Origin of the sequence: Streptomyces sp. SKN60 (assembly GCF_026236535.1) — a bacterium.
Taxonomy (GTDB): domain Bacteria; phylum Actinomycetota; class Actinomycetes; order Streptomycetales; family Streptomycetaceae; genus Streptomyces.
In genome coordinates this window covers 282,962-294,211 of sequence record NZ_JAHTMW010000002.1, presented here as the reverse complement: position 1 = coordinate 294,211, position 11,250 = coordinate 282,962, and the positions used below count along the sequence as shown (strand labels likewise).

The window sequence follows — 11,250 nt, the reverse complement described above, 5'->3', positions numbered from 1 at the left end:
GCGTCGCGGGCCGCTGTCATGGGCCGGTCTCGCGGCCCGGCGCCGTGGCCTGTGGATAACTCCGGGCTGTGGCGGCGGGGCCGGATAGCATGCGCGTGTACTGATGATCGACAGAGGCGAGGAGGTCCGGGCCATGGCCGGAGAGCCGCAGAGCGACTGCCTGTTCTGCAAGATCGCGGAGGGGGAGGTCCCGGCGACGATCGTGCGCGAGACGGAGACGACCCTCGCGTTCCGCGACATCAACCCGCAGGCGCCCACGCACGTCCTGATCATCCCGCGGCTGCACTACCCGGACGCCGCCTCGCTCGCCGCCGCCGCGCCGAGCGTCGCCGCCGACATACTGCGGGAGGCCGGCGAGGTCGCGGCGCAGGAGAAGGTCGACGGCAGCGGTTTCCGCATCGTCTTCAACACCGGCGCCGGTGCCGGCCAGACGGTCTTCCACGCGCACGCGCACGTGCTGGGCGGCCGCGGTCTCAACTGGCCGCCCGGATAAGGCGGGACGTCCCCTTGTCCGTACGCGAACTGGTCGTCCTCGGCACGGCCAGCCAGGTCCCGACCCGGCACCGCAACCACAACGGCTATCTGCTGCGCTGGGACGGCACCGGCATCCTCTTCGACCCCGGTGAGGGGACGCAGCGGCAGATGCTGCGGGCCGGGGTCGCGGCGCACGATCTGAACCGGATATGCGTCACGCACTTCCACGGCGACCACTCGCTCGGCCTGGCCGGGGTGATCCAGCGGATCAACCTCGACCAGGTGCCGCACCCGGTCACCGCGCACTACCCGGCGAGCGGGCAGCACTTCTTCGACCGGCTGCGGTACGCGACGGCGTACCGCGAGACGGTGAAGCTGGCCGAGGCGCCGGTGGCCGCGGACGGGCCGCTGGCCGTCACCGACACGTACACGCTGGAGGCCCGGCGGCTCTCCCACCCCGTGGAGTCGTACGGCTACCGGCTCGTCGAGCCCGACGGGCGCCGGCTGCTGCCCGAGCGGCTCGCCGCGCACGGCGTCAAGGGCCCCGACGTGGGCCGGCTGCAGCGGGAGGGCGTGCTCGGCGGGGCCTTCGGCGGGGTCACGCTGGAGGACGTGAGCGAGGTGCGGCGCGGGCAGCGGTTCGCGTTCGTCATGGACACCCGGCTGTGCGACGGCGTGCACGCGCTCGCCGACGGCGCCGACCTGCTCGTCATCGAGTCGACCTTCCTCGACGAGGACGCCCGTCTCGCCGCCGACCACGGACATCTGACGGCCGGCCAGGCCGCGGCGGTCGCGCGGGACGCGGGCGTGCGGCACCTGGTGCTGACGCACTTCTCGCAGCGGTACGCCGATCCGGCGGAGTTCGAGCGGCAGGCGCGGGCGGCGGGGTTCACGGGGGAGCTGAGTATTGCCCAGGACCTGATGAGGGTCCCCGTACCGAAGAGATAGATCGTTCAACCCATGCCCGTACCCAAGGCCGAACTGCACCTCCACATCGAAGGCACCCTGGAACCCGAGCTGGCGTTCGCGCTGGCCGCGCGGAACGGGGTGACGCTGCCGTACGCGGACACAGAGGCGTTGCGGGAGGCGTACCGCTTCAGCGACCTCCAGTCCTTCCTCGACCTCTACTACTCCCTGATGGCGGTGCTGCGCACCGCCGACGACTTCACCGAGCTCGCCGACGCGTATCTGGCGCGGGCGGCGGAGCAGGGCGTGCGGCACGCCGAGATCTTCTTCGACCCGCAGGCGCACGCGGCGCGCGGTGTGCCGATGGGCGTGGTCGTGGAGGGCCTCGGCGCGGCCCTGGACCGCGCGGAGGAGCGCCACGGGATCTCGACCCGGCTCATCATGTGCTTCCTGCGCGACGAGTCGGCCGAGTCGGCGCTGGCCACGCTCGATGCCGCGAAGCCGTATCTGGACCGGATCATCGGGGTCGGTCTCGACTCGGCGGAGGTCGGGCACCCGCCGGCGAAGTTCCGCGAGGTGTACGAGGAGGCGGCGCGGCTCGGTCTGCGCCGGGTCGCCCACGCGGGCGAGGAGGGCCCGGCGGCGTACATCCGCGAGGCCCTGGACGTCCTCGGCGTGGAGCGCGTCGATCACGGCCTGCGCTGCCTGGAGGACCCGGACCTGGTCGCCCGGCTCGTCCGGGACCGGGTGCCGCTGACGCTGTGCCCGCTGTCCAACGTACGGCTGCGGGCGATCGACGTCCTGGAGCAGCACCCGCTGCGGGAGATGCTGACGGCGGGCCTGGTGGCGACGGTCAACTCGGACGACCCGGCCTACTTCGGCGGCTACGCCGGCGACAACTTCGACGCGGTGCGCGGCGCGCTGGGCCTGGGCGAGGAGGAGCTGCGGACCCTTGCCCGGAACTCCTTCGAGGCGTCCTTCCTGGAGGACGACGAGGAGCAGCGCGAGCGGTACCTGGCGGAGGTCGAGGCGTACGAGTTCGAGCGGGCGTAGCCCCGCTCGGGCCCGAACCGGGGCTCCGCCCCTACCCCCGCGCCCTGCCCGCCAGGCGGAAGGCCGACTTCGAGCGGCGGCGGCGGGTGGCCGCGGCGGGGGTCGGGACCGGGACCGGGGTGATCTGCTGTTCCGGGGCGCCCATTTGGGGGACGAGGGCGGTCGGGGTGGTGGTGGCCGAGAGGACCGCGGCGGGGGCGCCGCCGCGGCGGTGGATGGAGCCGGGGACGAGGGGGCGGCCGGAGGCGTGGCGGGCGACGGCGGTCATGGGGGCGGCGATCAGGAGCAGCAGGGCGCAGAGGGCCAGGCCCATGCCGGGGTAGCCGGCGGCCTCGGAGAGCAGGCTGCCGGTGACGGGGCCGCAGGCCACGCCCAGGGAGGACGCCGAGCCGACGAGGACGGCCCAGCGGCCGTGCGGGTCGAGGGAGGCGGCGAGGCCGAGGAGGTAGGAGAGGACGACGGGGTAGAACGCGTTCCAGGCGATCTCGCCGGCCGCGAAGGACGCGGGGCCGCGCGCGGCCGAACTGAGCAGCACACAGGCCGCGATGAGCGCCGTGCCGACGCCGATGGGCACCGCACGCCCGAGCCGTGAGCCCAGGACGCCCGCGCCGATCACGCCGACCAGGCCCGCGCCGAGCGCCACCGCGAAGACCAGGCCGAGGGTGACCTCCGAGAGGCCCGCCTGGGTCAGGCCGATCCGGCCGCTGACGCCCCACAGCGCGTTCTGCGCCATCGACCAGAGCAGGATCGCGCCCGCCAGGACCGTGCCCGGGACGCGGTGGGGGAGCGGGCCCCGTTCCGGTTGGGCCGTCGCCGTCAGGCGGACCGCGCGGCCGTCCGGCAGCCACACCGTGGTCGGCGCCACGAGCAGCGCCGTCCCCGCGATCGCCGCGAACGGCAGCGCGTGCCCCCCGCCCAGGTGCGGCAGCGTCAGATACAGCGCGCCCGCCGCCGCCGACACGGACAGCAGGCCGAGCGAGGAGGCGCGGTGCGGGTCAGGGCGGCCCGCGATGCCCGCCGCGGCGACCGCCGTCGCCGTACCGGAGCCGAAGCCGCCGACGACCGCGCCCGCCACGACCAGCGGGACGAGACCGGTCGCCGCGGCCGTGCCGTACCCGAGGAGCATCAGCAGCAGACCGAGCCGGGCCGCCCGGCGCGGGCCGACACTCCCCCATAGCCTCCGGCATGGGTGGGGGTACCACCGGCGGAGCCAGAGGGCGTGCCCCCATCTCGCTCCGCTCGCGCGCGCCGCGAACGTGAAGCCCGCCGAGGCCGAGCCGAGCAGCAGGATCGAGCCGACCAGACCGGCCTGGGCGGGACCGAGACCGAGGCCCGCGGACAGCCGGCCGACGACCGTCGGGAGCAGGTACGGGGCGAGATAACCGGCCGTGAAGAGGGAGACGAGAGCGACGAGCGCCCCCAGGGCACGCGGGCAGCGCGACGACATGGGCGTTCCAGGGACTGAACAGGGAGATGAGACGGCGCCCGGAGGTCCACACGGTCGCGGCACCATGTGTATCAAGCATCCGAGTGGGCGGAGAAGCCGTTATCCCCCGATTCGGTCTGTGATGTGGGTCACAATCGGTTTGGGATGCGGTTGGGCGGGTATCGCGCGCGCAACACCCTTCCCCTCGGGCACACTGGCGAGATCAGCCTCAGCACCCACGGTGCCGATCCGCCGCACCACGACCGGGGAGCAAGCCGTGACCGAACGTGACAACAGCGTCGACCCGCTCGGGCGGCTGCGCGAGCCCACCGACCCCGAGTGCGACGTCTTCCTCACCGGCACCGTCTTCCTCGACATCATCTTCACCGGCCTCGACAGCGCCCCCGTCCGCGGCACCGAGTCCTGGGCCCGCGGCATGGGCTCCAGCCCCGGCGGCGTCGCCAACATGGCCACCGCGCTCGCCCGGCTCGGCCTGCGCACCTCGCTGGCCGCCGCGTTCGGCGACGACCACTACGGCGAGTACTGCTGGGACGCCCTGGAGCAGGGCGAGGGCATCGACCTCTCGCTGTCGCGGACCGTGCCCGGCTGGCACTCGCCCGTCACCGTCTCCATGGCCTACGAGGGCGAGCGCACGATGGTCTCGCACGGCCACGCCGCCCCGCCCCTCGACGGCGCCCTGCCCGCCGGGCCGCCCGCCTACCCGCCGCACGCCCGCGCCGCCGTCGCCTCCCTGGTGCCCGGCCGCAGCGAGGAATGGGTGGCCCGGGCCGCGGGCGCCGGCGCCAAGGTCTTCGCCGACGTCGGCTGGGACGACACCGGACACTGGGACCTGGCCGGCCTGACCGACCTGGAGCACTGCGAGGCCTTCCTGCCCAACGCCGCCGAGGCGATGCGCTACACCCGCACCGAATGCCCCCGGGCCGCCGCCCGCGCGCTCGCCGACAAGGTGCGCTACGCCGTCGTCACCCTCGGCTCCGAGGGCGCGTACGCCGTCGACGGGGCCACCGGCGAGACCGCCGAGGTGCCCGCGATCCAGGTCTCCGCGCTCGACCCGACCGGCGCCGGGGACGTCTTCGTCGCCGGTTTCGTCACCGGAACCCTGGCCGGCTGGCCGCTCGCCGACCGGCTCGCCTTCGCCGGGCTCACCGCCGCGCTCTCCGTCCAGGAGTTCGGCGGCTCGCTCTCCGCGCCGACCTGGGGCGAGATCGCCGCCTGGTGGGCGCACGTCCAGGACCACGAGTGCCAGGACCCGGCCGCCCTGCGGGCCCGCTACGCCTTCCTGGAGCGGCTGCTGCCCGCCCCGGCCCGCCCCTGGCCGCTGCGCCGGGCCGTCCCCACCATCGGCTTCCGCCCGGCGCCCGCCCCGTAGGACCCCCGTTCCCGGGCGCTCCCCGCCCCGTACTACCGGGCTTCGTGGAGGCCCGTAAAAACCGTTCAGCGTTGTCCGAGGCGAGTCGTAGGCTTGGTACCCGAGAGGTTGTCGAGCAGCGAGAACCCTGCAACGGGAGGTATGTGCAGGCCACAGTGCCGGCCCATGACTCAGACACCCACAGCCCAGACCCCCGCGCCGGGGCAGGCCCGTGCCCAGTTCAAGGTCCCCGCCAAGCACCCCATGGTGATGGTCCTGGGCTCCCGCGACGCCCTGCTGCGCGTGATCGAGGAAGCGTTCCCCACCACCGACATCCATGTCCGGGGGAACGAGATCAGCGCGATCGGTGACGCGAAGGAAGTCGCGCTCGTTCAGCGCCTGTTCGACGAGATGATGCTGGTGCTCCGCACCGGACAGCCGATGACGGAGGACGCGGTGGAACGATCGATCGCCATGCTGCGCGAGGAGACGGACGGAGCGGCGGTCGAGACGCCCTCCGAGGTGCTCACCCAGAACATCCTCTCCAGCCGCGGCCGCACCATTCGCCCCAAGACCCTCAACCAGAAGCACTACGTCGACGCCATCGACAAGCACACCATCGTCTTCGGCATCGGCCCCGCCGGCACCGGCAAGACCTATCTGGCCATGGCCAAGGCGGTCCAGGCCCTGCAGTCCAAGCAGGTCACCCGGATCATCCTGACCCGGCCGGCGGTCGAGGCGGGCGAGCGGCTCGGCTTCCTGCCCGGCACGCTCTACGAGAAGATCGACCCCTATCTGCGCCCGCTCTACGACGCGCTGCACGACATGCTCGACCCCGACTCCATCCCCAAGCTGATGGCGAACGGGACGATCGAGGTCGCGCCGCTCGCGTACATGCGCGGCCGGACGCTCAACGACGCGTTCATCATCCTCGACGAGGCGCAGAACACGAACCCCGAGCAGATGAAGATGTTCCTCACCCGCCTCGGCTTCGACTCGAAGATCGTCATCACCGGCGACATCACCCAGGTCGACCTCCCGGGCGGCACGAAGAGCGGTCTGCGGCAGGTCAGGGACATCCTGGACGGCGTCCAGGACGTGCACTTCTCGATGCTCACGTCGCAGGATGTCGTACGGCACCGGCTCGTCGGCCGTATCGTCGACGCGTACGAGAAGTACGACAGCGCCAGCGAGCAGCGCCGGCAGCACGAACAGCGCACCGGCCGCAACGGGAAGTAGACACAGCAGCACATGTCGATCGACGTCAACAACGAGTCCGGCACCGAGGTCGACGAGCAGTCGATCCTCGACATCGCCCGCTACGCGCTCGCGCGGATGCGCATCCACCCGCTCTCCGAGCTCTCGGTGATCGTCGTGGACGCGGAGGCGATGGAGCAGCTCCACATCCAGTGGATGGACCTGCCGGGCCCCACGGACGTCATGTCCTTCCCGATGGACGAGCTGCGCCCGCCGTCGAAGGACGACGAGGAGCCCCCGCAGGGACTCCTCGGCGACATCGTGCTCTGCCCCGAGGTCGCCACCCAGCAGGGCAAGGACGCCCCGACCCAGCACTCCATGGACGAGGAGCTCCAGCTGCTCACCGTCCACGGAGTGCTGCACCTGCTGGGGTACGACCACGAGGAGCCGGACGAGAAGGCCGAGATGTTCGGCCTCCAGGCCGCCATCGTGGACGGCTGGCGCGCGGAGAAGGGCCTCACCGGCCCGTCGCCGGCGCCCACCGTCTCCTGACCCCCCGCAGGTCATGAGCGCACAACTGATCATCGGGGCGGTCGCCCTCGTCATCGTCGCGTGGCTCGCCGCCTGCGCCGAGGCCGGCATCGCCCGCGTCTCCAGCTTCCGCGCCGCCGAGGCCGTACGGTCCGGGCGGCGCGGGGCCGAGAAGCTGGCCCAGGTCGCCTCCGACCCGACCCGCTATCTCAATGTGGCGCTGCTCGTCCGCGTCGCCTGCGAGATGGCGGCCGGCGTCCTCGTCACGTACGCCTGCCTGGAGGCCTTCCCGGAGACCTGGGAGGCGCTGCTCGTCGCGATCGCCGTCATGGTGCTCGTGTCGTACGTCGCCGTCGGCGTCTCGCCGCGCACCATCGGCCGCCAGCACCCGTTGAACACGGCGACCGCCGCCGCGTACGTCCTGCTTCCGCTGGCCCGGATCATGGGCCCGATCCCGCAGCTGCTGATCCTCATCGGCAACGCGCTGACGCCCGGCAAGGGCTTCCGCAAGGGCCCGTTCGCCTCCGAGGCCGAGCTGCGGGCGATGGTCGACCTCGCCGAGCAGGAGTCGCTGATCGAGGACGAGGAGCGCCGCATGGTGCACTCGGTCTTCGAGCTCGGCGACACCCTGGTGCGCGAGGTGATGGTGCCGCGCACCGACCTGGTGTGCATCGAGCGCTACAAGACGGTCCGTCAGGCCCTCACCCTCGCCCTGCGCTCCGGCTTCTCGCGGATCCCGGTCACCGGGGAGAACGAGGACGACATCGTCGGCATCGTGTATCTGAAGGACCTGGTCCGCAAGACGCACATCAACCGGGACGCCGAGGCGGACCTGGTCTCCACGACGATGCGCCCGGCGGCCTTCGTGCCCGATACCAAGAACGCGGGCGACCTGCTGCGCGAGATGCAGCAGGAGCGCAACCACGTCGCCGTCGTCATCGACGAGTACGGCGGCACGGCCGGGATCGTCACCATCGAGGACATCCTGGAGGAGATCGTCGGCGAGATCACCGACGAGTACGACCGGGAGCTGCCGCCCGTCGAGGAGCTCGGCGACGACCGCTACCGGGTCACCGCCCGCCTCGACATCGGCGACCTCGGCGAGCTCTACGGCTTCGGCCCCGACGAGTACGACGACGAGGACGTGGAGACGGTCGGCGGACTGCTCGCCAAGGCCCTCGGCCGGGTGCCGATCGCCGGCGCCAACGCGGTCGTGGAGCTGCCCGACGGGCGGACCCTGCGGCTCACCGCCGAGTCCCCGGCCGGCCGCCGGAACAAGATCGTGACCGTGCTCGCCGAGCCGCTCGGGAAGAGCGGCGACGGGGCCGAGGGGGAGGGTTCGGAGCGATGACGCCCGAGCAGCTGCGCGCGTTCTGCCTGGACTTCAACGACGCGACGGAGGAGTTCCCGTTCAATCCGGAGACCTCCGTCTTCAAGGTCGCCGGGAAGATGTTCGCGCTGTCGGCGCTCGACGCCGAGCCGCTCAGCGTCAACCTCAAGTGCGACCCGGACGACGCCGTACGGCTGCGCGAGGAGCACCCGGCGATCCTCCCCGGCTGGCACATGAACAAGCGGCACTGGAACACCGTGCGCGTGGGAGAGCTCCCGGACCGGATGGTCCGGGAGCTCGTCGAGGACTCGTACGACCTGGTGGTCGCCGGTCTGCCCAGGGCGGTACGGCTCCGCCTCGACCGGCCCTGACCCTCAGGCGCGCCTTCTCAGGCACGCTTCCGCAGGCCGAGGGCGACCAGCAGCGCCGCGACCAGCACGATCGCCGCGTCCAGGGCGATGACCGTACGGACCCCGGAGAACAGGTCGGCGCCGGTGGTGGCGAGCACGCCCAGCATCGGGATGCCGACGGTGAGGCCCACCTGCTGGGTGGTGGTGACCAGACCGGTCGCAAGCCCCTGCTCCTCGTCGCGGACGCCGGACGTGACGGTCACGCCGTACGAGATGATCGCGCCCAGGTGCAGCATCGAGGCCGCCGAGACGGCGACGGTCGCCACGATCGCGCCCGACTCGCGGCCCACGAGCAGCAGCGCGGCCGTCAGCAGGCCCTGGCCGGCCAGCGAGACGACCAGGGTGCGGTGGGCGCCCAGCCGGCCGATCACCCGCGGGGTGACCATCCCGGCGAGGACCGAGAAGGCGCCCTGGACGCCGAAGACGATGCCCGAGGCGAAGGCCGAGAGGCCCAGCGTCTCCTGCAGGTACAGGGTCAGCACGAAGACGATCGTCGACATCATCGAGAAGGTGACCAGACCGCCCAGGTTGCCGAAGGCGACCGTGCGGCGGCGCAGCACCGGCAGCGAGACCAGCGGGGCCGGGTGCCGGGACTCGACGACGCCGAAGGCCAGGAGCAGCAGCACGCCGAGGGCGAGCGTGACCAGGACGTCCGCGCCGCCGAAGCCGTGCTCGGCGGCCGTGGTCAGCGCGTAGATCAGCGAGAGCAGACCGCCGGTGACGGTCACCGCGCCCGGGATGTCGAGCCGCGGCCGCTCCGGGGTGCGGGACTCGGGCAGCAGGCCGGGGGCGAGCGGCAGCACGATCAGGGTGAAGACGGCGAGCAGACCCATGGTGGAGCGCCAGCCGAGGGTGTCGGTCATGACCCCGCCGAGCACCATGCCGATGGTGAAGCCGAGCGACATCAGGGCGCCTGAGATGCCGAGCGCCCGCTCGCGCAGCGGCCCCTCGGGGAAGACGGTGGTCAGCAGCGCCATGCCGGTCGGCACGATCGCCGCCGCGCCGAGGCCCTGCAGGGCGCGGCCGGCCAGGAAGGCGCCCGGGCTCCAGGCGAGGGTGGCGAGCAGCGAGGCGGCGCCGAAGAGGACGAGACCGGAGAGGAAGAGCCGCTTGCGGCCGAAGAGGTCGCCGATCCGCCCGAACAGCAGCAGGAATCCGCCGGAGGGGAGGGCGAAGGCGGTGACCGCCCACTGGAGCGCGGACGGGGCGAAGCCGAGGTCGGCACCGAGGACGGGGAGCGCGACGTTCAGTACGGAGAAGTCGAGCGCCACCATGAACTGGGCGGCGCACAGCACGAAGAGGACGAGACGGGCGCGGCCCGTGAGGCCGGCGGGGGAGACGGCGGCCGGGGAGCCGGAGGCCTGGTCGGGTGTCGGGGGAGAGGTGACGGTTGCCATGGCCACGACTCTCGTGGCACGGGAACAACGGTGGGGAGCGGGAACTTATCCTGTTGGTCGCACCACCAGGCATCCAGGGGGAGGAAGCACACGTGGCCACGGCACTGGAGACCACCGCCGCCAAGGCGCACCGACTGGCCGAGCTCCGCGAGTTCCTGATGAGCCGCCGGGCCCGGGTGAGCCCCGCCGAGGCGGGCCTGCCGGACGGCGGCAGACGCCGCACGCCGGGCCTGCGCCGCGAGGAGGTCGCGGTGCTCGCCGGGGTCGGGGTGTCCTGGTACCAGTGGCTTGAGCAGGGCCGGGACATCACGGTGTCCGCGCAGGTCCTGGACTCGGTGGCGCGGGTGCTCCGGCTGAGCCCGACCGAGCGGCGCCACCTGTACGTACTGGCCGCGCTGAACCCGCCGGCGCCCGAACTCGCCCCGGAGGACCGGGACATGTGCCAGGGGCTGCGGCGGCTGATCGACGCGTGGATGCCGTTCCCGGCGCACATCATGGACCAGTACTGGAACACCGTGATGTACAACGACGCGGCGGCGGTCGTGCTCGGCATGCGGCCGGAGATCGTGCAGAACTGCCTGATCGCCTTCTTCACCGACCCGCTCTACCGCGAGCGGTCGACGAGCTGGGAGGAGCTGGCCCCGAAGGTCGTGGCCCAGTTCCGCGCGGCCTGCTCGGAGTGCCCGGACGACGACGGCTTCCGGCAGGTCGTGGCGGAGGCCAAGGAGGCGAGCGCGGAGTTCGCGGAGCTGTGGGAGCGCCGGGACATCCTGCCCGGCGGCCAGAACCGCAAGGAGATGGCCCACCCGCTGGTCGGCCCGCTGATCGTCGAGGCCACCCAGCTCCGCGTCCCGGCCCGCCCTGACCTCGTCATCGTGCTGCACACCCCGCTCCAGGAGGCGGACACGGCGGCGAAGCTGGAGTGGCTGGTGTCGCCGGAGGGGCGGCGCGGGGCGATGTATCCGGTGGCGGGCTGAGGGCTCTGCGGGGCGGTCGGCGGCGGGCGAGGGCCTGACGCCGGGCGGTCGTTTCATTCGGCACGTACGCGTCACTTTATTCATCACGTCCGTGTCACCGACGCCGTATATGCTCCGGCCGTCCGGGCGTTGTCGATCTTGCGCGGCGCCCGGCGTCAACCGCTCAACTCCGCACCCTCA

General features: G+C 72.5%; 11 protein-coding genes. 9 read left to right on the top strand and 2 right to left on the bottom strand.

Translation table 11 applies throughout. The features are described from left to right. Positions 1–133 precede the first annotated feature (133 nt). The 3 genes from KV205_RS04455 to KV205_RS04445 are packed head-to-tail and all read left to right on the top strand — an operon-like array spanning position 134 to position 2,433. Entirely contained in the window at positions 134–493 is a 360-nt protein-coding gene (locus tag KV205_RS04455) for a histidine triad nucleotide-binding protein (RefSeq protein ID WP_265862734.1), read from the top strand. A gap of 14 nt (positions 494–507) precedes the next feature. Continuing rightward, entirely contained in the window at positions 508–1,422 is a 915-nt protein-coding gene (locus KV205_RS04450; protein ID WP_265862282.1) for a ribonuclease Z, read from the top strand. Between the two features lie 12 nt (positions 1,423–1,434). Next, positions 1,435–2,433: an adenosine deaminase gene (locus tag KV205_RS04445; RefSeq protein ID WP_265862281.1), complete on the top strand. Its 999-nt coding sequence runs from the start codon at positions 1,435–1,437 to the stop codon at positions 2,431–2,433. Positions 2,434–2,464: 31 nt separating this feature from the next. Here KV205_RS04445 and KV205_RS04440 read toward each other — a convergent pair whose 3' ends face one another. Next, positions 2,465–3,880: an MFS transporter gene (locus tag KV205_RS04440; protein ID WP_374214620.1), complete on the bottom strand. Its 1,416-nt coding sequence runs from the start codon at positions 3,878–3,880 to the stop codon at positions 2,465–2,467. 160 nt (positions 3,881–4,040) lie between these two features. Between KV205_RS04440 and KV205_RS04435 the strand changes: the two genes are divergently transcribed. The 5 genes from KV205_RS04435 to KV205_RS04415 all read left to right on the top strand — a co-directional run bounded on the left by KV205_RS04435 (position 4,041) and on the right by KV205_RS04415 (position 8,657). Then, positions 4,041–5,249 carry a carbohydrate kinase family protein gene (locus KV205_RS04435; RefSeq protein WP_370416725.1) on the top strand — a complete coding sequence of 403 codons (1,209 nt, stop codon included), beginning with the start codon at positions 4,041–4,043 and terminating at the stop codon, positions 5,247–5,249. 165 nt (positions 5,250–5,414) lie between these two features. Beyond that, on the top strand, positions 5,415–6,467 hold the full coding sequence (locus KV205_RS04430) for a PhoH family protein (protein WP_265862280.1): 1,053 nt from the start codon (positions 5,415–5,417) through the stop codon (positions 6,465–6,467). A gap of 12 nt (positions 6,468–6,479) precedes the next feature. Continuing rightward, positions 6,480–6,977, top strand: a complete 498-nt coding sequence (gene ybeY, locus KV205_RS04425) for an rRNA maturation RNase YbeY (protein ID WP_116161066.1) — start codon at positions 6,480–6,482, stop codon at positions 6,975–6,977. A 13-nt stretch (positions 6,978–6,990) separates the two neighbouring features. Next, positions 6,991–8,307, top strand: a complete 1,317-nt coding sequence (locus tag KV205_RS04420; protein ID WP_265862276.1) for a hemolysin family protein — start codon at positions 6,991–6,993, stop codon at positions 8,305–8,307. Next, entirely contained in the window at positions 8,304–8,657 is a 354-nt protein-coding gene (locus KV205_RS04415) for an MmcQ/YjbR family DNA-binding protein (protein ID WP_265862274.1), read from the top strand. The genes KV205_RS04420 and KV205_RS04415 overlap by 4 nt, the downstream gene beginning before the upstream one ends. 17 nt (positions 8,658–8,674) lie before the next feature. Here the strand turns inward: KV205_RS04415 and KV205_RS04410 are convergent, their stop codons facing one another. Next, positions 8,675–10,093: an MFS transporter gene (locus tag KV205_RS04410; protein ID WP_265862272.1), complete on the bottom strand. Its 1,419-nt coding sequence runs from the start codon at positions 10,091–10,093 to the stop codon at positions 8,675–8,677. Between the two features lie 92 nt (positions 10,094–10,185). On the opposite strand from KV205_RS04410, the gene KV205_RS04405 reads away from it, so the two are divergent. Next, positions 10,186–11,070, top strand: a complete 885-nt coding sequence (locus KV205_RS04405) for a helix-turn-helix transcriptional regulator (RefSeq protein WP_265862270.1) — start codon at positions 10,186–10,188, stop codon at positions 11,068–11,070. Positions 11,071–11,250: the final 180 nt, after the last annotated feature.

Excerpts from the sequence above, each read along its gene's own strand:
- KV205_RS04415 (WP_265862274.1), top strand. The coding sequence starts at position 8,304 with ATGACGCCCGAGCAGCTGCGCGCGTTCTGCCTGGACTTCAACGACGCG.
- KV205_RS04410 (WP_265862272.1), bottom strand. The coding sequence starts at position 10,093 with ATGGCAACCGTCACCTCTCCCCCGACACCCGACCAGGCCTCCGGCTCC.
- KV205_RS04440 (WP_374214620.1), bottom strand. The coding sequence starts at position 3,880 with ATGTCGTCGCGCTGCCCGCGTGCCCTGGGGGCGCTCGTCGCTCTCGTC.
- KV205_RS04430 (WP_265862280.1), top strand. The coding sequence starts at position 5,415 with ATGACTCAGACACCCACAGCCCAGACCCCCGCGCCGGGGCAGGCCCGT.
- ybeY (WP_116161066.1), top strand. The coding sequence starts at position 6,480 with ATGTCGATCGACGTCAACAACGAGTCCGGCACCGAGGTCGACGAGCAG.
- KV205_RS04445 (WP_265862281.1), top strand. The coding sequence starts at position 1,435 with ATGCCCGTACCCAAGGCCGAACTGCACCTCCACATCGAAGGCACCCTG.
- KV205_RS04420 (WP_265862276.1), top strand. The coding sequence starts at position 6,991 with ATGAGCGCACAACTGATCATCGGGGCGGTCGCCCTCGTCATCGTCGCG.
- KV205_RS04455 (WP_265862734.1), top strand. The coding sequence starts at position 134 with ATGGCCGGAGAGCCGCAGAGCGACTGCCTGTTCTGCAAGATCGCGGAG.